The organism is Serratia sp. Res13-Sevr-LER1-36-b (assembly GCF_015673035.1).
Taxonomy (GTDB): domain Bacteria; phylum Pseudomonadota; class Gammaproteobacteria; order Enterobacterales; family Enterobacteriaceae; genus Chania; species Chania fonticola_C.
The window spans coordinates 192,013-216,963 of sequence record NZ_JADACK010000038.1; the positions used below are offsets into that span (position 1 = coordinate 192,013).

Consider the following 24,951-nt stretch of genomic DNA (forward strand, 5'->3'; position numbering starts at 1 on the left):
TGATTATTCCCCTCCCCGCGCCAGGTTCACTATACTCAGCCCAAGCACAATCTCGTCTCTCCTGCGTTTAAAACACGGGAAGATCCCTTTACTCACACAAACGTTGGACTTATGTCGCTAGAGAATGCCTCCCCAGAATTACAACTGGCGGTAGACTTGATTTACCTGCTGGAATGCAACGAGATCGATCCGGCAACGGCGCTGGCCGCGCTGGACATTGTCAGAAAAGACTATCAGGAAAAGATGCAGCGTGCGGGCATCACCTCACCGTATTTGCCCGCGGGCCAATGATCATGGCCCGCTAGCGTTATCGTCAGGTTCCTACACCGCAGGTTGATCACCGATGCCTGGAACCTGCGTCCGCTTGACCTCCTGCACTTCGTTGCCCTGCTGGTTATGCAGGTACACTTCCAACTGGTTAAAGGCGATATTAATGTCGTTCTCACGGCATAGGCGGTCAATCGCCCGATTCAATTCATCCACGGTATAGCTGCGATCGCGCAGCTCACGCACGTACAACCGCAGCTCATGATCCAGCGTGCTGGCGCCAAAGTTGAGGAAAAAGACCATCGGCTCAGGATCCGTCATCACGCGCGGGTTTTCATGCGCAGCTTGCAACAGCAACGCCTTGACCTTGTCCAGATCAGAGCCATAGGCCACCCCCACTTTAATCAGCACGCGGGTAATGGTGTCTGACAGTGACCAGTTAATCAGCCGCTCAGTGACAAACGCTTTGTTAGGAATGATCACTTCTTTACGGTCAAAGTCCGTAATGGTGGTGGCGCGAATACGGATCTTGCTGACCGTCCCGGAGTACGTGCCGATGGTGATGGTATCGCCGATCCGCACCGGGCGTTCAAACAGAATGATCAGGCCGGAAACGAAGTTGGCAAAAATTTCCTGCAAACCGAAGCCCAAACCTACCGACAGCGCCGCCACCAGCCACTGAAGTTTGTCCCAAGAGACGCCCAGCGATCCTAACGCAGTGATGGTCCCCACCGCCGTGATCAGATAGGTCAGAATGGTGGTGATGGCGTAAGAAGCCCCCTGCCGCAGCTGCAGGCGGGATAACACCAGCACTTCCAGCAAACCCGGCAGGTTACGCGTCATGACGTAAGCGACGATCACCGCCAGGACGGCCACCATCATATTGCCCAGCGTTACCGCCTGCGGTATCACACTGCCCGCCACGCTGCTGGAGTAATGCCATAGGGTAACGCTGTCGAGGTAGGAGATCACCGTTACCAGATCCGACCATATCGCATAAAACGCACTGGCGAAGATCAGAAACAGCACCATGGTGGTCAAACGCAGCGACTGCTGGTTGATTTGATCCAGCGCCAGTGGGGGTTCCTCTACCGGCTCGTTGCCTTCGGCCCCCTCTTTCTCTTTGGCCTGGTTTTGGCGGCGCGCCAGGGCACGGCGATAGGCCAACCGACGAGCAGCGACGCTCAGGCCACGGATCGCTGCCAGGTAAACGATATTCCACAGGAAGTACAGATACAGGCTATCGATCCAACGACCAGCCAAACGTAACGTGGTATAGAAATAACCGGCAAACATCAGCCCTAACAGGATCACCGGTGTGGCAGCCAGCGCGGTGACCATCAGCAACCGCACTTTATGGGAGTCTTTTTCTCGCCAATGGTCGCGGCAGATGGGAAACACCAGTACCGCTAATAGCGCCAACGTCAGGATCACCACCACCTGGCCAATAACATCTTCGACCAATCTCAGCGGAGCTTTTTCACCCAGTACTGACCAGAAGATCAGCGGTAACAGGGCCAGCCCCAATCTGAGGGTCTGGCGGCGATAGTGCGCACAACGATCGGCCGGGATAGTAAAATGCCGCTGCGAAATACCACCAGGGGCCAGCATGCGGAAAGTGAAGCCAAATACCAACCAGAACAGCGCCAGCTGTTGTGACAAGGCCCAGATAAAGTCGCTGATGCTGAAATCAGCCCGATAGAACCAGAACCCGGCACCGAGCAGCAGTAAAGAACCCGGTAACACCTTTAATAAGGTGAGCAGAATGGCTTTCGGCGTATGCAGCTGGCTATCGCGCTTTAGCTGGCCGACATCATTGGCAAGCTTTTGCAAATGCCTGTCAATCAGGCGGTAGCGCCAGCGAAGTAGGCCAATCACTACCAGCAATGGGATCAGGAACACCAGGGCATGCAGCCCGCCCAACAGCAACTGCCCGGGTTCGAATTTAAAATCCAGCCCGGCCAACTGCTCTTTCACCGCGCCAGGCAACCCCTTGAGCCAAGCGAAATCGATCGGTTTGTTGCTGTTAACCCAGAAAATCTGCTGGGTCAGCGTGTCCTGTACCGAGCTATAGACGCTGGTCAGTTGCTGCTGATTAATCTGCAGGTTGATAGCCAACGACAGTTGGTTATTGAGCTGTTTATTCAGTTGATCGAGCAGCTCACGGCGCATATCGACAATTTCATTCAACGCATCAAGCACGTCACCGCTGGCCTTTTCCTTACTGTCCGCCACCAGTTTGTTGATGAAGTCATCACCTTTGAACAACTCATCGCGCTGCTGGTTGATCTCAAACTGCTCCAGCCGTAAGTCCGCAATATGGGTACTCATATCCGCTACCAGTGTACCCGGCGGCAGGTTTTGCTGCTGCTGATAAAGAATGCGCGACAGCACCAGACTCCCCTTCAGCACCTGGATCTGCTCTTTCAGGTTTTGTTCTGATTGCAGGCCGCGATCGAGCCAGTTTTTCACCTGAATATTTTGCTGGAACAGGGTATTACTCTCTTGCGTGGCGGTGATCAGCCGCTGGCTGATTTGCCGGTTGATGTTCAGCTCTTTGCTCACCAGTTTGTCGCTCTGGATATCGCTGGCATCCTCCGGGTTCTGCGCCTCTTTCGCCGTTTTTTCCGACAGCGTCAGCCGTTTGCTGTTTACCACATCCTGTAATACCTGCACCCGACGATCCAGGGCGTCGATGTTCATAGTGGTGTAATCGCGCTGTTTCTGGAGTAGATCTTGTAGCGTGGTATTGGCCTCTAGCCTTCTGCGCTGCAGGTCTATCTCGTCATTCAGCAACACCTGCTCCGTATTGAGCATGACCTGTTGGGTGTTGCGTAACACCTCTTGCCCAGGCGCACGATCGCTAAGGAGGTTACGGATTTCCTGCAGGCGCTGGGATGCAGTGTACATACTGCTTTGCACACGTTCGGGCTGGGTCTGTAGTGAGATGAGCTGGCTGTTGTAGGTCGAGAGGCTTTCCTGGGTGTCCTGCAGTTCGTCCAACGTTTGGTACAGGCGGCTTTCCAACTGACGCAGGGAAAGCGGCAACAGTTCGGCTCGCGTTACCGCTTCATCAGCCGGGTTCTTCAGCGATTCCAGATCTCGCGTGACCTGCTGTAATTTGGCCGGTGCCTGCTGAACCTGCTGTTTAAGCTGATTGAGCTCTTGCTTGGTGCGATCGAGGCCGTCAAGCAACTCCATCGTACGGGTTAAATCCTGCAGGGATTGTTTTTCGACCGGCGTCAGGTTTTTTTGCTTGTTCAGCGCCTCTATCTGGCTCTGAATGTCGCTGCGCGCAGGAAGATCGCCGCTCTGTGCCGCGAACGCGCCCAAAGGCAGAACCAGCGCCGCCAACAACAAAAACCATAGCGTAATAATGCGGAATTGGCCCGCAGCGTAAGACAGGGAAACAGTTTGGACTACGGGGAGAATACGCCTGCGACTCATGATTTAGCGTCGGTTTAACAATGAAGCGTCAAGGTTATCACGATCGCAGGTTGGCGATGAATAATAAAAGCGTTGCAGATGATGAACCGCAAATCCCCGTCGTCTTTTAAGCTACAGCGTTGTTACCTGTGAGCGTTAACCCCAGCCACTTACAATAGTAACGCCTAGCTGTAGCTCGAAATCCATAGGGCATATGTAGATATGTAGCGTACCGTTGTGAATTAGAAAGTCAGCACCTTCTCCGCCGCCAGCGTCCACTGGGCCAATTCCACCAGTGTGCCAATTTCTACGCCATCGGCCAGCTTCAGTTGGCTGACGCCCCGGGCATCGGCACAGGTTTTACACAGTTTGACCGGCACCTGCTGCGCCGTCAGAATTTCCAGCATCTGCTGCAAATGATAGCCTTCACGCGGCTGCTGCCCGGCAATGCCCGCCACGACAGCATCGGACATCAAAAACAGTTTCAACTGCAGCTCGGGCTGCTGTTCTTTCAGGGTGATCGCCAGACGTAGCGCATTGAACAACGATTCCTGGCCATAAGCCGCACCGTTGGCAATCAGTAACAGAGATGACATTGGGATTCTCCTTATCGAGGTCTAGCGGGCTGGCGCGTTCACGCGTAAAGAAGGGCTAAGCTGCGCCATTTCGAGGAAGCTGTCGACCAAGATACTCGCCTCGGCTTTGAGATCAAAGCTTTCCGGCATAAACAGCCAGTTCTCCATCAGACCGGTGATGTAAGCACGCAGGATGATTGCGGCCCGGCGAGTATGCAGATCGGCAGGGAGTTGCCCCTGCTCCATACTATTGCGTAAAACGCGTTCGATACGATCATAGCCTTCAAGATAAAGCACCTTGCGAGCGTCATGTAACGGCATCATTTCACCGATAAATTCGCATTTATGGAACACGATCTCCATCAATGCCCGGCGCCGACAGTCATCGACCGTAGCGGTCAGAATATAAATCAGAATTTCTCTTAAAATACGCAGTGGATTATCGGGATACTTTGCCTGATACTCTATCTCCAGGTCGCCTATTTTCGACTCTGATAGCTCCCAAACTTCATTAAACAGGTCTACCTTGTTCTTGAAGTGCCAGTAAATTGCACCACGTGTCACCCCTGCAGCGGTGGCGATATCTGTCAGTGAGGTTGCTGATACGCCACGTTCAGAGAATTCCCTCACCGCAGCGTCAAGGATCTGCTGTCGTGTTTCTTGCGCCTGCTGTTTGGTTTTTCGTGCCATGCTGTTGTTTTTTACAGGGAGTGTGATTTACATACATTCGCGAATGTATGTACCATAGCACGCAGATAAAATTAACGCAGCAATGGGTTTTAAAGCTTGTGATCCATTGATCAATTTGAAATCGGACACTTGAGGTTTTTCTATGAACAAAAACAGAGGGTTAACGCCTCTGGCGGCAGTTCTGATGCTTTCAGGCAGCTTAGTGCTTACAGGATGTAATGATAAAGAAACCCAGCAACAGGCCCAACACCAGGCTCCTGCCGTGGGTGTGGTGACGCTGAAGGCTGAACCTCTCAATATTACTACCGATCTTCCTGGTCGTACCGCAGCATACCGCATCGCCGAAGTTCGCCCTCAGGTTAGTGGCATCATCCTGAAACGCAACTTTACTGAAGGCAGCGACATCAAGGCGGGTGTTTCACTGTATCAAATCGATCCAGCGACCTATCAAGCCGCTTATGACAGTGCCAAAGGCGATCTGGCCAAAGCCCAGGCCGCGGCAGAAATCGCGCGTCTGACGGTCAACCGTTACAAGCCTTTACTGGGTACCAGCTACATCAGTAAGCAAGATTTCGATAACGCCAACTCCACTCTGCTGCAGGCTAACGCGTCCGTGATCGCTGCCAAGGCCGCAGTGGAAACCGCACGTATCAACCTGGCTTACACCAAAGTGACTTCCCCAATCTCTGGTCGTATCGGCCTTTCATCGGTAACCGAAGGTGCACTGGTGACTTCCGGTCAGGCCAATGCGCTGGCTACCGTGCAACAACTGGATCCGATGTATGTCGACGTGACCCAGTCAAGCAACGACTATCTGCGCCTGAAGCAGGAATTGGCTAATGGCACCCTGAAACAGGAAAACGGCAAGGCTAAAGTGAAGCTGCTGCTGGAAAACGGCCAGGAATATGCGCAAGAAGGTTCGTTGGAATTCTCCGACGTGACCGTTGATGAAACCACCGGTTCCATCACTATTCGTGCCATTTTCCCTAACCCGAACGATGCCTTGCTGCCAGGTATGTTCGTGCGCGCCCGTCTGGACGAAGGCGTGCGTACCGATGCCTTGCTGGTTCCGCAACAGGGCGTCACCCGTAACCCGCGTGGCGAAGCTACCGCGATGGTTGTAGGTGCGGACGATAAAGTGGAAGTGCGTACGCTGACCGCCGCGCAGGCAATTGGCGACAAGTGGTTGGTGACGGCTGGTTTGAAACCGGGCGATCGCGTCATTGTTTCTGGCCTGCAGAAAATCAGACCTGGCGTTCAGGTGAAAGCGCAAGAAGTTGATAGCAAGCCACAGACTGCGTCTGAACCCGAGAAGAAGTCATAAAAAGGAGCCGGTAATACATGGCTAAGTTCTTTATAGATCGCCCCATATTTGCATGGGTAATCGCCATCATCATTATGTTGGCGGGCATCTTGTCGATCATGAAGCTGCCTATCGCGCAATATCCGACCATTGCGCCACCAGCAGTCACGATCTCCGCCAACTACCCGGGCGCTGACGCCAAAACGGTGCAGGATACCGTGACGCAGGTTATCGAACAGAATATGAACGGTATCGATAACCTGCTGTACATGTCCTCCAACAGTGACTCGTCCGGTAACGTCCAGATTACGTTGACCTTCAACTCTGGTACTGACCCTGATATCGCTCAGGTACAGGTACAGAACAAGCTGCAGCTGGCAATGCCGCTGCTGCCACAAGAAGTACAGCAACAAGGCGTCAGCGTTGAGAAATCAAGCAGCAGCTTCCTGATGGTCGCGGGCTTTATTTCCGAAGACGGTAGCATGACGCAAGAGGATATCGCGGACTATGTAGGTTCCAACATCAAGGATCCTATCAGCCGTACCTCTGGTGTGGGTGACGTTCAACTGTTCGGTGCCCAGTACGCGATGCGTATCTGGCTTGATCCCAACAAACTGAACAACTACCAACTGACCCCGGGCGATGTTATCGCAGCGATCAAGGTTCAGAACAACCAGGTTGCTGCAGGCCAGCTCGGTGGGACTCCACCGGTGAAAGGCCAACAGCTGAACGCCTCGATCATCGCGCAAACCCGCCTGACCTCGCCGGAAGAATTCAGCAAGATCCAGCTGAAAGTCAACCCGGACGGCTCGCAGGTACGCCTGAGTGATGTGGCCAAAGTTGAACTGGGCGGTGAGAGCTACAACGTTATTGCCCGTTATAACGGTAAGCCTGCTGCCGGTATCGGTATCAAGCTGGCAACCGGTGCCAACGCCCTGAACACGGCGGCAGAAGTCAAGGCAGAGCTGGCCAAACTGGAACCGTTCTTCCCTGCAAGTCTGAAAGTTGTTTACCCTTATGACACCACGCCGTTCGTTAAGATTTCTATTAACGAAGTGGTAAAAACCCTGATTGAAGCGATCATCCTGGTGTTCCTGGTGATGTATCTGTTCCTGCAGAACTTCCGCGCTACGCTGATCCCAACGATCGCCGTGCCGGTAGTATTGCTGGGGACATTTGCCATCCTGGCAATGTTTGGCTTCTCGATAAACACCCTGACGATGTTCGGCATGGTGCTGGCGATAGGCCTGCTGGTGGATGACGCCATCGTGGTGGTAGAAAACGTTGAGCGTGTCATGGCTGAAGAAGGCCTGCCGCCAAAAGAAGCCACCAAGAAATCGATGGAACAGATCCAGGGCGCATTGGTGGGTATCGCCATGGTGCTGTCAGCGGTATTTATCCCGATGGCCTTCTTCGGTGGGTCAACCGGGGCAATCTATCGCCAGTTCTCGATTACCATCGTTTCCGCCATGGTGCTGTCGGTATTGGTGGCGTTGATCCTGACGCCTGCGCTGTGTGCCACCATGCTCAAACCAATCCCGAAAGGCGATCACGGCATCAAGACCGGCTTCTTCGGCTGGTTCAACCGCCTGTTTGAGAAGAGCACCCACCACTATACCGATAGCGTAGCGAACATTCTGCGTAGCACTGGGCGTTATCTGGTGATCTACCTGCTGATCGTGGTTGGTATGGCGGTGCTGTTCATGCGCTTACCTTCCTCGTTCCTGCCGGACGAAGACCAGGGCATCCTGCTGACCATGGTACAAATGCCAGCGGGTGCCACTCAGGAACGCACTCAGAAAGTCCTGGACGAAGTTAACCGCTACTACCACGAGAAGGAAGGCGACAACATTAACTCGGTGTTCACCGTTAATGGTTTCGGCTTTAGCGGCCAGGGTCAGAACACCGGTTTGGCGTTTGTCAGCCTGAAAGACTGGTCTGAGCGTAAAGGTGAAGAGAACAAGGTGCCGGCAATTGCTGCCCGTGCAATGGGAGCTTTCTCGCAGATTAAAGACGGCTTGGTATTTGCCTTTAACCTGCCAGCGATTGTGGAACTGGGGACGGCGACCGGCTTCGACTTCCAGTTGATCGATCAGGCTAACCTGGGTCATGAAAAACTGACAGCAGCACGTAACCAACTGTTAGGCATGGCGGCAGAACATCCTGATTTACTGGTCGGCGTACGCCCGAACGGCTTGGAAGACACGCCTCAGTTCAAACTGATTGTCGATCAGGAGAAAGCACAGACGCTGGGCGTTTCCCTGAGCGATATTAATACCACTCTCGGCACGGCACTGGGCGGCTCGTATGTGAACGACTTTATCGACCGCGGTCGTGTGAAGAAAGTTTACGTGCAGGCTGACGCTCCGTTCCGTATGCTGCCTGATGATATTAATAACTGGTATGTGCGGGGTAGCACCGGGCAGATGGTTCCGTTCGCCGCCTTCGCCACGGCAAAATGGGAGTACGGTTCACCGCGTCTGGAACGTTACAACGGTCTGCCATCAATGGAAATCCTTGGCCAGGCTGCACCGGGTAAGAGTACCGGTGAAGCGATGGACATGATGGAAGAGTTGGCGGCGAAACTGCCAAACGGCGTCGGCTATGATTGGACCGGTATGTCCTATCAGGAACGTCTGTCCGGTAACCAGGCTCCGTCACTGTACGCCATCTCACTGATCGTGGTGTTCCTGTGTCTGGCTGCTCTGTATGAGAGTTGGTCGATTCCGTTCTCCGTTATGTTGGTTGTGCCACTGGGCGTCATCGGTGCCCTGTTGGCCGCGACCATGCGCGGGCTGGAAAATGACGTTTACTTCCAGGTAGGCCTGTTGACAACCATTGGGTTGTCGGCGAAGAACGCGATATTAATCGTGGAATTCGCCAAGGACCTGATGGATAAAGAAGGTAAAGGGCTGATCGAATCAACGTTGGAAGCGGTGCGTATGCGTCTGCGTCCAATCCTGATGACATCACTGGCCTTTATCCTCGGGGTTATGCCGCTGGTTATCAGCAGTGGCGCAGGCTCCGGCGCTCAGAACGCGGTAGGTACCGGCGTAATGGGCGGGATGGTGACAGCTACCGTCTTGGCTATCTTCTTTGTACCGGTGTTCTTCGTGGTGGTTCGCCGCCGCTTCAGCAAAAAGACTGATGATCTGGAACACACCCATCCGGTTAAGCATCACTGATGCTTTCCTGCTGACAATCAAGGCCGCGCAAGCGGCCTTTTTTATGTCTGTCAGTTAGCCAATAGTCCCAACGCTGATTAACGTTATTTTGGGGTTGATCCCGCTCCCAGAGAGGTGCATAATTATTGTTATAGTATAACATAACAATTGAGAGCATCATGAAAACAGGCATCCATCCAGACTACCGCACCGTGGTATTTCACGATCTCAGCGCCGATACCTTCTTCAAGGTGGGATCGACCATCAAAACCGATCGCACTATCGAGCTTGAGGGTAAAAGCTGGCCCTACGTCACCATAGATGTCTCTTCCGCTTCGCATCCGTACTACACCGGCAAGCAGAAAGAGTTCTCAAAAGAAGGTAGCACCGCGCGCTTCCAGCAGCGGTTTGGCCATTTGGTTAACACCAGAAAATAATCGGGGTTGATGATGCAAGTATTGAGTTCACTGCGTTCGGCGAAGGGTCGCCATCCGGATTGCAAAGTTGTGCGCCGTCATGGCCGCGTCTTTGTGATTTGTAAGTCCAACCCGCGTTATAAAGCGGTACAGGGACGTAAGAAGAAGCGTTAAGCCAAAGTGTCATTGGTAGCCAAAGCCCCGTTGCTGCTCAACGGGGCTTTTTTATTGCCGAATGCCACTGCAAAGAGAAAACCCACCGTACGCGGTGGGGATAAAACTTACTTCATGCTGCCAACAATGGCCTCTACGTTGTGTTTAAACGCCTGCACATAGCTGGCCGCCGGGCCTTGCGGTTTGGATAGTGCTTCAGGATACAACTCACCTCCCGCTTTCGCCCCCGTTGCTGCCGCGATCTGCTGCACCAAGCGCGGATCCGTTTGGTTCTCAATAAAATAGGCTTGGACTTTTTCCTGCCTGATCTGCTTGATCAACCCGGCGACATCGCTGGCGCTGGCTTCTGCCTCGGTAGAAAAACCGACCGGGGCAAGGAAGGTGACGCCGTATTCTTGGCCAAAATAACCGAAAGCATCATGGCTGGTCAGCACCTTGCGTTTTTGCTGTGGCACCGCTGCGAACTGTGCTTTGGCCCAATTATCGAGCTGCTGAAGCTGTTGAATATATTCACCACCACGTTGGCGGAAATAGGCGGCATCTTCAGGATCCGCAGCAATCAGCGCATTCATCACGTTGGTCGCATACTGCACGCCATTATTCATGCTATTCCAGGCGTGTGGATCGGTGACCTGTTTGCCCTCTTCTTCCATGCTGCGCGACTCGATCCCTTTGGATGCGGTGATCACCGGCCCCTGATAACCAGAAGCCTTCACCAACCGATCGATCCAACCTTCGAGCCCCAATCCGCTGACAAACACCACATCGGCCTGTGCCAGCTGCTTGCTGTCTTGCGGCGATGGCTCAAAACTGTGCGGATCGCCATCAGGGCCAACCAACGTGCTGACCTTCACATGTTCACCTCCCACCTGTTTGACGATATCGCCAAGAATAGAAAAGCTGGCCACGGCCTCAACGGTTTTCGCCTGCGCTAACGGGCTGGCGAGCAGAGCAGCTGCCACCAGCGTTATGGGTAAAGATTTCATATTTTCTCCTTGCAGATGCACTTCTCAATGACGCGCACGGCGCAACATCCCGCCACGCGTCCCAAACAAAATCGACATTAAAAACATCGCGCTGGCGCTGAGGACAATCGCCGGGCCTGCGGGCAATGAAGCGTAGTAGGACCACTCCAGACCAACCAGGCTGGCGAGCAGCCCAATTCCAATAGCCACGGCTAATGTCTGCGGCAAATCTCGTGCCCAGAACCGGGCGCAGGTCGCCGGTAGCATCATTAGCCCCACCGACATCAGGGTGCCAAGGATTTGAAAACCGGCCACCAGATTAATCACCACCAAGGCGAGAAAAAGCCCGTGGATCCACGCCAGTGAGCCTGGCGCACTGACGCGTAAAAAAGTGCTGTCAAAGGATTCAATCACCAGAGCCCGATACAGCACTGCCAGCATCATCAGCGAAATACTGGCGATAATGCCAACCATAACCAGCGCCTGCGCATCCACCGCCAGGATCGAGCCAAACAGTACGTGCAGCAGATCAACGCTCGAGCCGCGTAAAGAGACCAGCGTGACACCCAACGCCAGCGACCCCAGATAGAAACCCGCAAAGCTGGCGTCCTCTTTTAACGGGGTTTTACGGCTCACCAGCCCGGACAGCATGGCTACAGCCAACCCGGCAATAAATCCCCCTACGCCCATGGCTACCAGCGACATGCCTGAAATCAGATAGCCGATTGCTGCTCCAGGTAATACCGCATGGGAAAGCGCATCCCCCACTAGGCTCATACGGCGCAGCAATAAAAACACCCCTAGTGGTGCAGCGCTCAGCGATATTGCCAAGCAGGCAACCAATGCCCGGCGCATAAAACCGAAAGAGACAAAAGGATCGAGCAGCAGATGGAGTAGCGTCATTACGCGGCCCCCCTCTGATTAGCCGCCGTCGAATAATGCGCCAATACTAGTTCGGCGTTATCCCAATGGCAGCGTTCGGGGGTGAGCAACAGCGCTTCGGGGAAATGGTTGGCTACGGTAGACATATCGTGCAATACGGCAATCACCGTTCTACCCTGCCGGTGTAACTGCGCAATGACCTGCAGCAAAAGTTGAGTGGTTGCCGCATCGATGCCGGTGAAGGGCTCATCCAGTAAAATCAGTGGCGCTTGCTGGACCAGTAAACGGGCAAGTAATACGCGTTGTAACTGCCCACCGGATAGCTCCCCCACCGCCTCACGCGCCATTGAACTCATGCCTACGGTGTCTAACGCATCTGCAATTTGCTGCATAGAGCGTTTATTCACACCGCCAAACAGGCCGCTTTGCGGCCAGCAGCCCATAGCGACCAAATCCTGAACCAGAATAGGAAATTGACGATCCAACTCCGCCAGTTGTGGCAAATAGGCCATCGCCGTAGCCTTCCCTCCCGCAAAATGTAGCTTCCCGCCCAGCAGCGGATGCAAACCGGCCAACGACTTCAATAGCGTAGATTTACCGGCACCGTTAACGCCAATCACCGCCGTTAATGAACCGGCGGCAAAGCGACCGCATAACGGTGGAAACAGAGGGGTGTGGTCATAACCCACGATGGCATTTTGCAGCGTTATCATGGCAGCACAACCGCCCACGCAATGGCTAGCCATAGTAAGGTCAGCAATACGCTAACGGCTCCGCAGCGCAAAACTGCGGCTGAGGAAAACAGGGTAACGGGAAGGAAAGACAGCATGGTTATCGCCAAAAAGAGTACATTAATGTAATAATATAACATCACACAAACTAGAGATCCTCAAGTCGTTCAAGTGCGAATAATGCAACGGAACGTAACATTTCCAGGCTATCGAGCCGATGCTGCTGGGTGAGTGGCAGAACTATCGAACGGTAAAAATCTCAAAGCTGGGTAAAAAAGCGTTATTGAGTGAAAAGTTTGCCCATCAAGGCTGGAAAAGGAGTAAGATAGAGGCATAGAATGTGATACAACCAGATATCCAAATGCTAGTGACGCTAAGCCGTTGTTCCGAAGTAGACACACTTTCTGTGAAACAATTAAGAAAAGTGGTCGGTAATCAATTATCTGACTTGGTACCAGCGCTCACTAGTGGGCTGAGCTTTTACTCCGAGAATGCACGCTATGTGGAAGGCTCATTAGAAATCATTGAGATTAACTGCATAAGTAATAGCGAGTATTCAATGAGTTACCGCTATCAGTGGTCGATTTTTAACGCATGCCTGGATATCCGTGGTGACGAATACATAAATGATTCTGTCACTTTTACCGTGGCGGAAAAGGGTTTGGTGTTTGAGATTATCGACAACTCACGGCCATCAACCGCTGACGAATTGTAAGTTTCGGTAATAGTAACAAGCTAGATGGCAAAAAATGATTTATATTTAATATGCTGAAAGTTTATTAAGCCTGAGCTAAGCTTTACAGCATATGATGTTAAGTCAATGTACTCACAGAGTGTTATCAACACCGAAATTAAGACTGACGGGGGATGATATGGATGAGTATTCGCCTAAAAGGCACGATATTGCTCAACTCAAATTCTTATGTGAAAATTTGTACGACGAAGGCATCGCTACCTTGGGTGACAGCCACCACGGCTGGGTTAACGATCCAACGTCCGCCGTCAATCTGCAGCTTAATGAGCTGATCGAACATATTGCTTCGTTTGTAATGAGTTTTAAAATTAAATACATGGACGAAGGTGATTTATCGGAACTGGTCGAAGAGTACCTCGACGATACCTACACCCTGTTTAGCAGCTACGGTATTAATGACTCCGATTTGCGTCGCTGGCAAAAAACCAAGGCGCGCACATTCAGATTGTTCTCAGGAGAGGGCGTCTGTACCACGATGAAAACTTAGGGGATAATTATCCTCAAATAATTTTATGGTTAATAAGACTAAAGGTTATCATGACAAAAATTGACTATCTGATGCGTTTGCGTAAATGCACCACGATTGAAACCCTTGAGCGCGTGATTGAGAAAAATAAGTACGAACTCTCTGACGATGAGCTAGAGCTGTTCTACTCTGCTGCCGATCATCGCCTGGCCGAACTGACCATGAACAAGCTGTACGATAAAATTCCGGTCGCCGTTTGGAAATTTGTAAGATAATCAAAAGTAGCCTTGCGTTGGGCCGATAATATTATCGGCTTCAATGGTCGCTCAGATTAAGCATTATCTTAAAAACTCAAGTTTACTTGCCTCTGAGCTGGAAATCGTGCAGTAGCAACTGGAAACAGTTTTCAATTAAAGGCGAGTGATTTTGTTTTGCGCTGCGCATAAGTGCCACAGTGCGGCTAAGTAATGGCTGTTGTAATTGAATAACGGTTAATTCTTCATCGTTTAAATGCGTCGTATAAAGCTGAGGCAAAATAGCCACCGCTAATTGTGACCGCACCAAACCATACAACGTTTCCAGAAAATCAACCTGATAACGCGCCGTTAAGTTCAGACGATGGCTTTCCGCCAGTGCCGACACCAATCGACTGCTATTCCCTTTCGAAAATACCGCAATATCTCTGTTAGCCAATTGCCGCCAGGGCAGATGATGTGGATCCGCCAAGGGATCGTCCCGGCGCATCACCGCCACAAACGGATCTTCCTGCAACGGATAAATCTCAAGCCGATCCGGCACCGAGCTGTCCAAAGCCCCAATGCCGAAATCTATCTGCCCATTTTCCAACTGTAGTAGCAGGGAATCATTGGTTTGATCGTGGAATTCTACGCGTAAACGCGGGAAATGTTGCGCCAGCAATCGCGGTACCGCAGGAAACAGCAGGTTGCTTACCGAAGGCACCAGACCGATACGTAACGTGCCATCCCCTCCGGCCAACATGACGCGCTGCATATCATCAAAGGTAGCGTGAGCCACATTCAGCAGCCGTTGCGCATGCGGCAGGATCGCCGTGCCTAGTTCCGTCAGGGTCACCGCAGAGGCGGTTCGATTGACCAACTTCCCGCCAAGCACGGTTTCGACTTGCCGCAGCGCACTGCTTAACGCGGGCTGGCTGATGGCCAGACGGCTGGCGGTATCGGTGAAATGTCGTAGCTGCGCCAGGGTCACAAAGTACTGAATTTGCTTGAGGGAAAGCGCGGGTAACCGTCGCCATGGCTCGGACATAGCCTAACCTGCCAGGAAAAGAGGTAAACGTTTGCCACAGCATAAACGTTTCTTATCACACAATAAATTAAATCATCTGTGCAAAGCTTACGCCCCCGCCTACAGTAACTCCCTTACTCTTATTCCGGGGATTATCATGACCACCTTTTCTGTCAGTAACGGTGAACGCCAACGTGCCGTACAGGCTGCGCTGGGTAATACGCCATTTGATCTCTTGCTGACCAATGCCAACCTGATCGACATGGTTACCGGGGAAATCCGCCTGGTTGATATTGGCATTGTCGGCCCGCTGATCGCCAGCGTTCATCCTTGTGGCTCCTTGCCAACGGCACATCGGACACAAGACCTGGCGGGAGCCTACCTCAGCCCAGGTCTGATCGATACCCATGTGCACGTTGAGAGCTCCCATCTGCTGCCAGAACGCTATGCCGAGATCGTCGTCGCACAGGGCACCACCACCATTTTCTGGGATCCTCATGAATTGGCGAACGTGCTTGGCGTTGCGGGAGTACGCTACGCGGTAGATGCCAGCCGCAACCTGCCTCTACGGATGATCTGCGCTGCACCTTCCAGCGTGCCTTCGACCCCTGGGCTGGAAATGTCCGGTGCCGACTTTGGCGGTAATGAGATGGATACCATGCTAGCCTGGCCCGAGGTGGGCGGCGTGGCGGAAGTGATGGATATGCACGGCGTGCTGCACGGCAGCGAACGGATGCAGGAGATCCTCAACGCCGGGCTTAACAGCGGAAAATTGATTGAAGGCCATGCGCGCGGTTTGAACGGCCCGCAGCTGCAAGCCTATCTGGCTGCAGGCGTGACCTCCGATCATGAGCTGACCTCTGCTGCCGATGCTCTGGAGAAACTACGCTCTGGGCTGACGCTGGAGATCCGGGGCTCTCATCCTTATCTGTTGCCTGAAATTGTTGCGGCATTAAAATCTCTGCCGCACTTCTCCTCCCAAATCACCCTCTGCACTGATGATGTGCCACCCGATATGCTGCTGGAGAAAGGCGGCGTTATCGCCCTGCTCAATCTGCTGATTGAACATGGATTACCGGCCACCGATGCACTACGGATGGCTACGCTCAATGCCGCCATACGCTTGCAACGTAACGATCTGGGCCTGATTGCCGCAGGAAGGATCGCCGATCTGGTCGTCTTTGACTCCCTGGAACACCTTCAGGCACGGCGGGTTTACGTTGCTGGCCAGTGTCTGGCAGAGCAGGGCAAAATGCTGGCTCCAGTACAAGCCACACCAGGCGTATCCGCACCGCGTGACACACTCCATCTTTCACCATTGGTCGCAGATGACTTCATCATGCGGATTGCGGCCATTCGTCACGGCCAGGCCACGTTGCGCCATATCAAAGGGGCACGTTTCACCCAATGGAATGAAACCACGGTAGAAGTCCGCGACGGCAAAGTACAGCTCCCGCCGGGGTTCAGTCTGATTTGGGTACAGCATCGCCACGCGCGGCACCCAGCCAAGCCTCAGTTGGCATTGCTGGAAGGTTGGGGCGAATTACGGGGGGCGATTGCCACCAGCTACTCTCATGATTCGCATAACCTGGTGGTGCTAGGCCGCGATCCTCATGACATGGCGCTGGCCGCCAACGCGCTGATCGCCACCGGCGGCGGCATGGCTCTCAGCCAGAACGGTGAAATATTGGCGCAGGTAGCCATGCCGATCGCAGGAATGCTTTCCGATCTCCCCGCCGCACAGCTGGCGCAGCAGTTTAAAAACCTGCGCGATCTGAGTGCCAAGGTTGCAGACTGGGAACCACCCTACCGGGTGTTCAAAGCGATTGAGGGCACCTGCCTGGCATGCAATGCCGGACCGCACCTGACGGATTTGGGCCTGACCGACGGCACAACGCGCCAGATCGTCGATCCGCTGGTGGCCTGCTGGGAAACCCAGGCATAAACATCATATAGGTAAGGCATCGGCGGCTTGTCGGTGCTTTTTTTTGGGGGGGGGAGAGCTAGAAATTGGTGGAGGCCCTGCCAGCTACATCCCGGCACACACGTCACTCGCTACGGCTGCTTCCTTCCGGATCTGACCGAGTTCACCAGTTAGTGTTGCGGGAGAACCAACAGGGCCCCCATTGACGGCTTCTTGAATTGCGAAGCGGTGGGCATTATCGGTGATGGCCAAGCAAATAGCAAGCCAACCGGGAGCAACCGCTGTTTTCTTACCCATCTCCCCAATCGCACACTCGTTTAGATTGGTTACCGAGTAGCAATGTTGCTAAATTGTCAGGAACAAATATTCGCCGCCCAACCCATCACGCAGGAAGAGAGTCATGCAACCAGAAGACGCTACCTTCAGCCAACGCGTATTCCATATCGTGGCCGCCATTCCTCCTGGCAAGGTCACTACCTACGGTGAAGTTGCGCGGCTGGCAGGCTCACCCCGTGCGGCACGCCAGGTTGGCGGCGTATTACGGCGTTTACCAGAGGGCAGCGCCCTGCCCTGGCACCGGGTCATTAACCGCCACGGGCAGATCTCACAGCAGGGTGAAGATTTTCAGCGCCAACGGCAGGCGTTACTGGCAGAAGGGATTATTTTTGGCCCGCAAAGCACGGTTGATTTTGAACGGTATGGCTGGCACTGGTAAAAAAACAGCCCTTGGCCAAAGGCACAAAGGCTGTCAGAAGCAGGCATTGCTGCTTACGGAGCTGGGGTCGGTGCGACCTGAACCGGAACGTTTTGTACCGGTACCAACAGCAGATCGGCCTGAGTCCCGTTACGGTTGATCACTTCCTGAATGGTGTCGGTGATAAACATCAACTGGCCATTCACCGTAATTGCCGCGCTCAGGATGATACGCGCATTAGGCTGAATGTCCGCTGGATTGTACGGTAGCGTAAAGCGGAACGGGCTCTGCAGACCTTCGGTACGCATCGCCTGCTGTGAAATCACTCGTGAAGGGGCGTCAGCAAGTGATGCATCGGACAGGGTCACTGTCAGTACCGCATCCGGTGGCAGCGCGATACGCTGGCGAATATTAACTGAGCCCTGCACCACCGGGCCTTGGATCTGCGTTTGCGAGGCCGCAGCGTTAGCCGTCTGCGTTGGCACATCCGCATTCTTGTGGGCACAGCCTGCCAGTGTGATCGTCAATGCGGCTGCTCCCCCTACCATTTGCCAGAGTTTCATGGGTCGGTCTCCTTTATTATTAGTCACATGTTGGTGGCTTAAACCACTACACTGATTAAACCTAGCACAAAATACTAACAACTGCCTATCGGACTAGGCCTAAATAGCCCTAAGGCCTCATGACGCAGCCCCTGACTGCGGCAGCTTCCCCCGCAGAAATAACGCAATATATTGACGTCCTGCCATCATATTCAGCACACTGCGCAACATGATGACTAAAAGGATCGCCACTTTATGAGCCAGGCACTGCACAACCTCCTCGAACTGCTGGATTTGGAAAAAATTGAAGAAGGTTTATTTCGTGGCCAAAGCGAAGATCTGGGGCTACGCCAGGTCTTTGGCGGTCAGGTGGTCGGCCAGGCGCTGTATGCCGCCAAGCAAACCGTTCCTGCGGAGCGTATCGTTCACTCCTTCCACAGCTATTTCCTGCGCCCTGGGGATAGCAGTAAACCGATTGTTTATGACGTAGAAACCCTGCGCGACGGCAATAGCTTCAGCGCGCGCCGCGTTAGCGCCATTCAAAATGGCAAACCCATTTTCTACATGACGGCCTCTTTCCAAAGCCCCGAGCAAGGTTTTGAACATCAAAACACCATGCCGGATGTCCCGCCGCCGGAAGGATTGATGTCGGAGTCAGAAATAGCGCAAAAGCTGTCGCATATGCTGCCGGAAAAAGTGCGCGACAAGTTCATTGGCCCGAAGCCGATTGAAATGCGCCCGGTGAAATTCCACAACCCGTTGAAGGGCAGCGTGGAAGAGCCTTATCGCCATGTCTGGTTCCGCGCCAATGGCACCATGCCAGACGACCTGCGGATCCATCAGTATCTGCTTGGCTACGCCTCTGACTTCCACTTCCTGCTGACGGCACTACAGCCACATGGCGTCGGTTTCCTCGAGCCGGGCATGCAGGTTGCTACCATTGACCACTCAATGTGGTTCCACCGTCCGTTCCGAATGGACGACTGGCTGCTGTATGCGGTAGAAAGCACCTCAGCCTCCGGTGCCCGTGGCTTTGTGCGCGGCCAGTTCTACACCCGCGACGGTGTGCTGGTAGCCACGACGGTGCAAGAAGGCGTGATCCGCAAGCGCGATGTTTAAATGAAAAAGGGGCGATGTATCCATCGCCCCCTCGGTGTTTCATTCAACGTATTTTACTGGTTGTAAGCATTCTCGCCGTGGCTGTTCACATCCAGGCCTTCACGTTCCTGCTCTTCCGGTACGCGCAGCCCCACCACGGCCCCGGCTACCTTAAAGGCGATAAACGCGGCCACGCTTGACCACACCAGCGTCACAATAACGCTCAGCAACTGGACCCACACCTGGTGCCCCATGGTGACGCCAGCGGCGTAGCCCGTTCCGCCCAGTGATGAGGCGGTGAAGACGCCGGTCAACAGACAGCCAACGATACCGCACACCCCGTGCACACCAAACACATCGCAGGTGTCGTCCACTTTCAGCCATTTCTTCAGCGTTACCACGCCCCACAAGCCAGCGACACCGCCTATCAGGCCAATAATCAGCGCACCACCTACCCCCACGGTACCCGCTGCTGGCGTAATCGCAACCAGACCCGCGATACAGCCCGAGCAGGCTCCCAGCAGAGATGGTTTACCGCGTACGACCCACTCGGCGAAGGTCCAGGAGAGGATTGCACCGGCAGTGGCTATTACCGTGTTGAGGAACGCCAGCGCCGCAATACCGTTGGCCGCACTGGCCGAACCGGCGTTGAAGCCAAACCAGCCGATATACAGGATCGAGGCTCCGGTAAATACCATCGGCAGGTTGTGTGGCTTAAAGGCCTCTTTGCCATAACCAGCACGTTTACCCAACAGATAGGCCCCTACCAGACCAGCACTGGCGGCGTTGATATGCACCACAGTACCGCCCGCAAAGTCCAACGCGCCGTCGGCTGCCAGGAAGCCCCCACCCCAAACCATATGCGCAATCGGCAGGTAGGAAATCGTGAACCAGATGGCGGCAAAAATAACCACCGCAGAGAAGCGGATGCGTTCGGCAAAGCCGCCCACCACCAACGCCACGGTAATACAGGCGAAGGAGCACTGGAACGCCACGTGGATCATCTGGCTAAAGGTGCCGGTCAGGCTGTCTATACCGATCCCTTTGAGCATCACCGTCTGGAAGCCACCAAAGAAGGCGTTACCTTCGCTGAACGCCAGGCTGTAGCCGTAAATGACCCACAGCACGCACACCAGGGCAAAGGTGACGGTCACCTGAGTCAACATGGAGAGGACGTTCTTCGAGCGCAGCAGGCCGCCGTAAAACAGCGCCACGCCCGGTAAGGTCATAAACAGCACCAGCGCGGTGCAAATCATCATAAAGGCGTTGTCCGCCTTGTCTGCCACCGCCGGAGCGGCCAGAGCCAAAGAAGGAACCAGGGTTACCAAACTCAGGCCCAACGTGGATAACAGTCTTTTCATTATCAATCCATCCCCATTCAGTTGACTGAGCCTGCGATCACAGAGCCGCTTCGTCGGTTTCGCCGGTACGAATTCGAATCACACGTTGCAATTCGGCAACGAAAATTTTGCCGTCACCGATCTTGCCGGTGTAGGCCGCCTTGCTAATCACATCAACCACTTCATCCAGTTGGTCATCGGCAATAGCGATATCAATTTTGACCTTAGGTAAGAAATTGACGCTGTACTCTGCCCCGCGATAGAGCTCGGCATGACCCTTCTGGCGGCCAAAGCCTTTGACTTCCGTTACGGTCAGTCCCTGAATACCTACAGAGGATAAGGCTTCACGCACGTCCTCTAACTTGAATGGTTTGATCACCACGGTAACCAGCTTCATATTGCCTCTCCACGATTAAGCCCAAAAACTTACCCCCGGTACGAGTCATATAAAGCAAAGGCTGTGCCACAAATTATTTTGTGTTTAAATTCAATTAATTATATAGAGCACCCGCATTCAGAGGTCAGCTCTGGACGAAAGCAGAGATCGCCACCTGGAGATTTCGCACCTTTTTGGTGCATTACGCGTTGGGAAAGTGCAGTAGGGGGGAGTTGAAAAGTGCTTTTGCCTGTTGGTGGTGCGGGCTCCTGGAGCGGAGCCCTTGCTTAAAGTTATGCAGGCTGAGTTTCGTCGCGAGCTGTGGCAGCCAACTCTTCGCCCACCAGTTGTAACTGATACATCTGGTAGTAGCGGCCCTGCTGTGCCAACAACTGCTGATGGTTCCCCTGCTCCACGGCATGACCGCGATGCAGTACCAGAATAGAGTCGGCATCCACAATGGTTGAAAGGCGATGGGCGATCACCACCAGCGTCGTCTGCTCGCGGATCAACCGTAAGGCACGCTGGATCGCCTGCTCGGTGCCAGAGTCGATGTTTGCGGTCGCTTCATCCAGGATCAGGATCTGCGGTGCCTGGACCAGCACGCGCGCCAAGGCCAACAACTGCTTCTGTCCTACGGACAGGTTATTCCCCTGCTCCCCCAGGCGCGTATGGATGCCCTGTGGGAAGCTACGTACCAGTTCCCCCAGTTGCACCGTTTCCAGCGCCTGCCAGACCGCCTCTTCACCGATAGAGCGACCAAGCGTGACGTTCGCCAGCACCGATTCCGCCATCACCACCGGATCTTGCTGCACCATAGCAATACCTTGGCGCAGGGTACGATGTGAAAGGCTGGACAACGGACGACCATCCAGACGAATCTCCCCTTCGCTCAGCGGGTAATAGCCCATCAACAGGTTAGCCAGGGTGCTCTTTCCGCTGCCGGTATGGCCCACCAGGGCAACAAAACCCCGTGACGGCACCTGCAAAGAGATATGTTGCAGCACTTTTTTGTCGCTGCGGTAGGCAAAGCTCAGGTCGCTGATATCGATACGGCCACTCGCCAGCGGGCGATCGTCACTGCCATAGCTCTGCTGGCTGCGATCCATCAGTTCGAAAATACGCTCACCGGCCACCACGGCCTGCTGCAATATCGATTGCTGTGCGGTCAGTTCAATCAACGGTTCGTTCAAACGGCCAAGATAGTTGATGAAGGCATACAGCACCCCCACGCCAATCGCGCCTTCGCCGCTGAAGCCAAACAGCATCAACAAGCCGCATAGCACCAAGGCAGAGAACAGGCTAAGCAGCGGCCGCAACAGGAAACCATCCAGCCGCAGCGTCTGCATCCGGGCGGTATAATGCGAGCGGCTGGCCGCGCTCATGCGCTCACCAAAGCGGATCTGCTGGCGGAACTGCTGGATCACCCCCATGCCGCTGATCACTTCGTTGAAGCCGTCGTTGATATCCGCCAGGTAGCTACGCATCCGCCGCACGATCGGCGTGCTGTAGTATTGATAGATCCCCATCACCACCAGCACCGCCGGGAAGATGCAGATCGCCACCAGCGCCATGCGCCAGTCCAGGCTGAACATCGCCACCAGCATTGCCCCGATCAGCGCCGCACTTTTCAGTACCGTGGACACTACCATCACATACAGATCTTTGATCACTTCGGTATCGTTGGTTACCCGCGAGATCAATTGCCCGACAGGCTGGGTATCAAAGGCGCTCAGCGGTTGGCGCAGGGCTGCGTCCATCACATCGGTGCGCAACCGTTGTACCACCCCAACCGCCACCCGATTAAACAGGATGGCCTGGAAATAGTGTAACGCCGCAGCGAGCAGTTCCAGCAGGATATAAGCCACCGCCAGGGAGCTGACGATCACCAGCGGCAGCTGCCCTTTGGCAACATAGTTATCAATAAAGTAGCCAATCAGGATCGGTCCGGCGACTTCCGCCGCCGCAGCTACCCATAACATCAATACCGCCAACCCCAGGGGTTTACGATAAGGCGAGCCATAGGCCAGCAAACGTTTCAGCGTTGGCCATATAGTTTGGATTTTACTCATCGGCCAAAACCTCCTCGGTGCTATCAGGAGCCTCATCCAACGCCGCTTCCAATTGCTGATAACGATACATGTCGCGATACCAGCCAGGCTCGCTAGCCAATTGCCCATGCTGCCCGCGCTGTACCACCGTGCCGTGTTGCATCACCAGGATTTCGCTGGCCTCCGTCAGGGCCGAAAGGCGGTGCGCACTGATGATCACCGTGCGGTTTTGCCCCCAACTGCGCAGGTTATGCAGGATCTGGTGTTCGGTGCGCCCATCCACCGCCGAGAGAGCATCGTCGAGGATCAGAATTTCCGCCTCCAGCAGTAGCGCCCGCGCGATGGAAATACGCTGCTTCTGGCCACCAGAAAGCATCACGCCGCGTTCACCCACCTCGGTCTCGTAACCTTGAGGCAAACGCAAAATATCTTCATGCACGCTGGCCAGGCGCGCTGCCTGTTCAATCTGTTCCTGAGTGGCCGCCGGGTTGCCCAAGGCAATATTATTGGCCACGCTATCGGAGAACAGGAACGGCGTCTGGCTAACGACCGACAAGCGTGAACGCCACTCGTCGAGCTTGATCTGGGTAAGTGGCAAGCCGTGATAGCTGATATGGCCGTCATCAATATCGAATTGGCGCTGGATCAACGAAAGCAACGTCGATTTACCCGAGCCGGTAGGCCCACACAACCCCAACATTTGCCCCGGCTGCAGCTGCAACGCCACGTCATGCAGCGCTGGTTTGTTGGTTTGCGGATAATGGAAGGCGTTGATTTCGACACTCAGGTTGCCGCGCCCGGCGGGCAAATCGAGTTCACCATCCTTCACGGCCGGAGCCTCTTCCAGCAGGCTGCGGATACGGCTATAGGCGGCACTGCCGCGCTCGACGATGTTGAACATCCAGGCCAGTGCCAACATCGGCCAAATCATCAGGCCAAGGTACATGACAAAGCTGGTCAGTTGACCCAGCGTGAGGGAACCGTTAACCACCATCCAGCTACCACCACCGATCGCCAGCAGGTTGGCCGCACCGATAGCGATGTAAATCGTTGGATCAAAGCGCGCATCAACTCGCGCCACGTGCATATTCTTCGCGCCGGTTTGCGCTGCCACTTCGGCAAACTGGTTAGACTGATGATCCTCCAGGCCAAAAGCCTTGATCATACGGATGCTGGTCATGCTCTCCTGTGCCTGATCGTTGAGGCTGGAGAACGCAGCCTGCGCCGACTTGAAACGCTGGTGCAGCTGATCGCCATAGTATTTGATGACGATCGCCATGATCGGCATCGGGATCAGGGAAAGCAGGGTCAATTGCCAGCTGATCTGGGTGCTCATCACGATCAACACCGCCAGCCCCATAACCAGAGAGTCCACCAGCGTCAGCACGCCTTCACCGGCGGCAAACACCACACGGTCCACGTCATTGGTCGCTCTGGCCATCAAATCGCCGGTACGGTGGCGCAGATAGAAGGCCGGGTTCTGACGGCTGAGTTGGCGATAGAAGTTTTCCCGCAGTTCGACGGCCAACTGGTAGGAAGCTCCAAACAGCAGCACTCGCCACACGTAGCGCAACAGATAAACCACAATGGCGGTACCAATCATCAACCCCAGCCAGGCCATCAGTACCTTGTTGGACATCTGATCCTTGGTGACGCCATCAACAATGATACCAACCAGCTTAGGCGGCAGTAGTTGCAATATGGCAATGGCAATCAGTAGCACCACGGCCCCGAGGTAGCGGCGCCACTCGCGGCGGAAATACCAGCCGATTTGAGCAAAGAGTCTCACGCAGTTTTATTCCAGACAATATCCGACAAATTACCGGCTGCAGCCCTGCAACCTTAACATT

Annotated in this window: 23 protein-coding genes and 1 other RNA gene; 11 read left to right on the forward strand and 13 right to left on the reverse strand. The window is 54.2% G+C overall.

The features are described from left to right. The first annotated feature begins 111 nt into the window (after window positions 1-111). Window positions 112-291: a pleiotropic regulatory protein RsmS gene (gene rsmS, locus IMQ33_RS23040; protein ID WP_021180129.1), complete on the forward strand. Its 180-nt coding sequence runs from the start codon at window positions 112-114 to the stop codon at window positions 289-291. A 30-nt stretch (window positions 292-321) separates the two neighbouring features. Here rsmS and mscK read toward each other — a convergent pair whose 3' ends face one another. The 3 genes from mscK to acrR all read right to left on the reverse strand — a co-directional run bounded on the left by mscK (window position 322) and on the right by acrR (window position 4,958). Beyond that, complete coding sequence (mscK, locus tag IMQ33_RS23045; protein ID WP_196062915.1) at window positions 322-3,714, reverse strand: mechanosensitive channel MscK; 3,393 nt, start codon at window positions 3,712-3,714, stop codon at window positions 322-324. 221 nt (window positions 3,715-3,935) lie between these two features. Next, a complete protein-coding gene (locus tag IMQ33_RS23050) occupies window positions 3,936-4,289 on the reverse strand; it encodes a DsrE/DsrF/TusD sulfur relay family protein (RefSeq protein ID WP_024484402.1) in 354 nt (117 codons plus the stop codon). Window positions 4,290-4,310: 21 nt separating this feature from the next. After that, complete coding sequence (acrR, locus tag IMQ33_RS23055) at window positions 4,311-4,958, reverse strand: multidrug efflux transporter transcriptional repressor AcrR (RefSeq protein WP_065686286.1); 648 nt, start codon at window positions 4,956-4,958, stop codon at window positions 4,311-4,313. 142 nt (window positions 4,959-5,100) lie between these two features. Here acrR and sdeX point away from each other — a divergent pair, with 142 nt between their 5' ends. From sdeX to ykgO, 4 genes are all read left to right on the forward strand, one after another. Beyond that, on the forward strand, window positions 5,101-6,282 hold the full coding sequence (gene sdeX, locus IMQ33_RS23060; protein WP_065686285.1) for a multidrug efflux RND transporter periplasmic adaptor subunit SdeX: 1,182 nt from the start codon (window positions 5,101-5,103) through the stop codon (window positions 6,280-6,282). A gap of 17 nt (window positions 6,283-6,299) precedes the next feature. After that, a complete protein-coding gene (gene acrB / locus IMQ33_RS23065; protein WP_065686284.1) occupies window positions 6,300-9,446 on the forward strand; it encodes a multidrug efflux RND transporter permease subunit AcrB in 3,147 nt (1,048 codons plus the stop codon). Between the two features lie 158 nt (window positions 9,447-9,604). Then, on the forward strand, window positions 9,605-9,862 hold the full coding sequence (locus IMQ33_RS23070; protein ID WP_024528397.1) for a type B 50S ribosomal protein L31: 258 nt from the start codon (window positions 9,605-9,607) through the stop codon (window positions 9,860-9,862). Between the two features lie 12 nt (window positions 9,863-9,874). Then, window positions 9,875-10,015, forward strand: a complete 141-nt coding sequence (gene ykgO / locus IMQ33_RS23075; protein WP_021805462.1) for a type B 50S ribosomal protein L36 — start codon at window positions 9,875-9,877, stop codon at window positions 10,013-10,015. 107 nt (window positions 10,016-10,122) lie between these two features. Here ykgO and IMQ33_RS23080 read toward each other — a convergent pair whose 3' ends face one another. From IMQ33_RS23080 to IMQ33_RS23090, 3 genes are read right to left on the reverse strand one after another with little or no spacing between them, the layout of a single operon-like run. Further along, entirely contained in the window at window positions 10,123-11,001 is an 879-nt protein-coding gene (locus IMQ33_RS23080; RefSeq protein WP_186579552.1) for a metal ABC transporter substrate-binding protein, read from the reverse strand. Between the two features lie 24 nt (window positions 11,002-11,025). Then, window positions 11,026-11,883 carry a metal ABC transporter permease gene (locus tag IMQ33_RS23085; protein ID WP_065686281.1) on the reverse strand — a complete coding sequence of 286 codons (858 nt, stop codon included), beginning with the start codon at window positions 11,881-11,883 and terminating at the stop codon, window positions 11,026-11,028. Continuing rightward, window positions 11,883-12,575: a metal ABC transporter ATP-binding protein gene (locus tag IMQ33_RS23090; protein ID WP_196062916.1), complete on the reverse strand. Its 693-nt coding sequence runs from the start codon at window positions 12,573-12,575 to the stop codon at window positions 11,883-11,885. The genes IMQ33_RS23085 and IMQ33_RS23090 overlap by 1 nt, the downstream gene beginning before the upstream one ends. Before the next feature lie 379 nt (window positions 12,576-12,954). Here IMQ33_RS23090 and IMQ33_RS23095 point away from each other — a divergent pair, with 379 nt between their 5' ends. The 3 genes from IMQ33_RS23095 to IMQ33_RS23105 all read left to right on the forward strand — a co-directional run bounded on the left by IMQ33_RS23095 (window position 12,955) and on the right by IMQ33_RS23105 (window position 14,088). Continuing rightward, the gene (locus IMQ33_RS23095) at window positions 12,955-13,308 is read left to right on the forward strand and encodes a hypothetical protein (protein ID WP_065686474.1); all 354 of its coding nucleotides are present in this window, start codon (window positions 12,955-12,957) and stop codon (window positions 13,306-13,308) included. 157 nt (window positions 13,309-13,465) lie between these two features. Then, window positions 13,466-13,834 (forward strand): Hha toxicity modulator TomB, encoded by a 369-nt coding sequence (tomB, locus tag IMQ33_RS23100; RefSeq protein WP_021180141.1) that lies wholly within the window; start codon window positions 13,466-13,468, stop codon window positions 13,832-13,834. Between the two features lie 50 nt (window positions 13,835-13,884). Beyond that, the gene (locus IMQ33_RS23105; RefSeq protein ID WP_021180142.1) at window positions 13,885-14,088 is read left to right on the forward strand and encodes an HHA domain-containing protein; all 204 of its coding nucleotides are present in this window, start codon (window positions 13,885-13,887) and stop codon (window positions 14,086-14,088) included. Window positions 14,089-14,170: 82 nt separating this feature from the next. On the opposite strand, the gene IMQ33_RS23110 is transcribed toward IMQ33_RS23105, so the two are convergent. Then, on the reverse strand, window positions 14,171-15,097 hold the full coding sequence (locus IMQ33_RS23110) for a LysR family transcriptional regulator (RefSeq protein WP_024484393.1): 927 nt from the start codon (window positions 15,095-15,097) through the stop codon (window positions 14,171-14,173). A 136-nt stretch (window positions 15,098-15,233) separates the two neighbouring features. Here IMQ33_RS23110 and IMQ33_RS23115 point away from each other — a divergent pair, with 136 nt between their 5' ends. Next, window positions 15,234-17,021 carry an adenine deaminase gene (locus tag IMQ33_RS23115; RefSeq protein WP_196062917.1) on the forward strand — a complete coding sequence of 596 codons (1,788 nt, stop codon included), beginning with the start codon at window positions 15,234-15,236 and terminating at the stop codon, window positions 17,019-17,021. A 75-nt stretch (window positions 17,022-17,096) separates the two neighbouring features. Here the strand turns inward: IMQ33_RS23115 and ffs are convergent. Beyond that, window positions 17,097-17,193: signal recognition particle sRNA small type (gene ffs / locus IMQ33_RS23120), an RNA gene on the reverse strand. 207 nt (window positions 17,194-17,400) lie between these two features. On the opposite strand from ffs, the gene IMQ33_RS23125 reads away from it, so the two are divergent. Then, window positions 17,401-17,715 carry an MGMT family protein gene (locus tag IMQ33_RS23125; RefSeq protein ID WP_065686270.1) on the forward strand — a complete coding sequence of 105 codons (315 nt, stop codon included), beginning with the start codon at window positions 17,401-17,403 and terminating at the stop codon, window positions 17,713-17,715. A gap of 53 nt (window positions 17,716-17,768) precedes the next feature. Here the strand turns inward: IMQ33_RS23125 and IMQ33_RS23130 are convergent, their stop codons facing one another. Next, entirely contained in the window at window positions 17,769-18,257 is a 489-nt protein-coding gene (locus IMQ33_RS23130; RefSeq protein ID WP_024484390.1) for a YbaY family lipoprotein, read from the reverse strand. Window positions 18,258-18,491: 234 nt separating this feature from the next. Here IMQ33_RS23130 and tesB point away from each other — a divergent pair, with 234 nt between their 5' ends. Further along, a complete protein-coding gene (gene tesB, locus IMQ33_RS23135; RefSeq protein WP_024484389.1) occupies window positions 18,492-19,355 on the forward strand; it encodes an acyl-CoA thioesterase II in 864 nt (287 codons plus the stop codon). Between the two features lie 53 nt (window positions 19,356-19,408). Here the strand turns inward: tesB and amtB are convergent, their stop codons facing one another. The 4 genes from amtB to IMQ33_RS23155 form a co-directional block, all read right to left on the reverse strand. Continuing rightward, window positions 19,409-20,695 (reverse strand): ammonium transporter AmtB, encoded by a 1,287-nt coding sequence (gene amtB, locus IMQ33_RS23140; protein WP_138106246.1) that lies wholly within the window; start codon window positions 20,693-20,695, stop codon window positions 19,409-19,411. A 37-nt stretch (window positions 20,696-20,732) separates the two neighbouring features. Further along, window positions 20,733-21,071 carry a P-II family nitrogen regulator gene (gene glnK / locus IMQ33_RS23145; RefSeq protein ID WP_004949337.1) on the reverse strand — a complete coding sequence of 113 codons (339 nt, stop codon included), beginning with the start codon at window positions 21,069-21,071 and terminating at the stop codon, window positions 20,733-20,735. Between the two features lie 272 nt (window positions 21,072-21,343). Continuing rightward, entirely contained in the window at window positions 21,344-23,122 is a 1,779-nt protein-coding gene (locus IMQ33_RS23150) for a SmdB family multidrug efflux ABC transporter permease/ATP-binding protein (protein ID WP_065686268.1), read from the reverse strand. Next, complete coding sequence (locus IMQ33_RS23155) at window positions 23,115-24,890, reverse strand: SmdA family multidrug ABC transporter permease/ATP-binding protein (RefSeq protein WP_098928413.1); 1,776 nt, start codon at window positions 24,888-24,890, stop codon at window positions 23,115-23,117. Before IMQ33_RS23155 ends, IMQ33_RS23150 begins: the two co-directional genes overlap by 8 nt. Window positions 24,891-24,951: the final 61 nt, after the last annotated feature.

Excerpts from the sequence above, each read along its gene's own strand:
- rsmS (WP_021180129.1), top strand. The coding sequence starts at position 112 with ATGTCGCTAGAGAATGCCTCCCCAGAATTACAACTGGCGGTAGACTTG.
- mscK (WP_196062915.1), bottom strand. The coding sequence starts at position 3,714 with ATGAGTCGCAGGCGTATTCTCCCCGTAGTCCAAACTGTTTCCCTGTCT.
- IMQ33_RS23050 (WP_024484402.1), bottom strand. The coding sequence starts at position 4,289 with ATGTCATCTCTGTTACTGATTGCCAACGGTGCGGCTTATGGCCAGGAA.
- acrR (WP_065686286.1), bottom strand. The coding sequence starts at position 4,958 with ATGGCACGAAAAACCAAACAGCAGGCGCAAGAAACACGACAGCAGATC.
- sdeX (WP_065686285.1), top strand. The coding sequence starts at position 5,101 with ATGAACAAAAACAGAGGGTTAACGCCTCTGGCGGCAGTTCTGATGCTT.
- acrB (WP_065686284.1), top strand. The coding sequence starts at position 6,300 with ATGGCTAAGTTCTTTATAGATCGCCCCATATTTGCATGGGTAATCGCC.
- IMQ33_RS23070 (WP_024528397.1), top strand. The coding sequence starts at position 9,605 with ATGAAAACAGGCATCCATCCAGACTACCGCACCGTGGTATTTCACGAT.
- ykgO (WP_021805462.1), top strand. The coding sequence starts at position 9,875 with ATGCAAGTATTGAGTTCACTGCGTTCGGCGAAGGGTCGCCATCCGGAT.
- IMQ33_RS23080 (WP_186579552.1), bottom strand. The coding sequence starts at position 11,001 with ATGAAATCTTTACCCATAACGCTGGTGGCAGCTGCTCTGCTCGCCAGC.
- IMQ33_RS23085 (WP_065686281.1), bottom strand. The coding sequence starts at position 11,883 with ATGACGCTACTCCATCTGCTGCTCGATCCTTTTGTCTCTTTCGGTTTT.
- IMQ33_RS23090 (WP_196062916.1), bottom strand. The coding sequence starts at position 12,575 with ATGATAACGCTGCAAAATGCCATCGTGGGTTATGACCACACCCCTCTG.
- IMQ33_RS23095 (WP_065686474.1), top strand. The coding sequence starts at position 12,955 with ATGCTAGTGACGCTAAGCCGTTGTTCCGAAGTAGACACACTTTCTGTG.
- tomB (WP_021180141.1), top strand. The coding sequence starts at position 13,466 with ATGGATGAGTATTCGCCTAAAAGGCACGATATTGCTCAACTCAAATTC.
- IMQ33_RS23105 (WP_021180142.1), top strand. The coding sequence starts at position 13,885 with ATGACAAAAATTGACTATCTGATGCGTTTGCGTAAATGCACCACGATT.
- IMQ33_RS23110 (WP_024484393.1), bottom strand. The coding sequence starts at position 15,097 with ATGTCCGAGCCATGGCGACGGTTACCCGCGCTTTCCCTCAAGCAAATT.
- IMQ33_RS23115 (WP_196062917.1), top strand. The coding sequence starts at position 15,234 with ATGACCACCTTTTCTGTCAGTAACGGTGAACGCCAACGTGCCGTACAG.
- IMQ33_RS23125 (WP_065686270.1), top strand. The coding sequence starts at position 17,401 with ATGCAACCAGAAGACGCTACCTTCAGCCAACGCGTATTCCATATCGTG.
- IMQ33_RS23130 (WP_024484390.1), bottom strand. The coding sequence starts at position 18,257 with ATGAAACTCTGGCAAATGGTAGGGGGAGCAGCCGCATTGACGATCACA.
- tesB (WP_024484389.1), top strand. The coding sequence starts at position 18,492 with ATGAGCCAGGCACTGCACAACCTCCTCGAACTGCTGGATTTGGAAAAA.
- amtB (WP_138106246.1), bottom strand. The coding sequence starts at position 20,695 with ATGAAAAGACTGTTATCCACGTTGGGCCTGAGTTTGGTAACCCTGGTT.
- glnK (WP_004949337.1), bottom strand. The coding sequence starts at position 21,071 with ATGAAGCTGGTTACCGTGGTGATCAAACCATTCAAGTTAGAGGACGTG.
- IMQ33_RS23150 (WP_065686268.1), bottom strand. The coding sequence starts at position 23,122 with ATGAGTAAAATCCAAACTATATGGCCAACGCTGAAACGTTTGCTGGCC.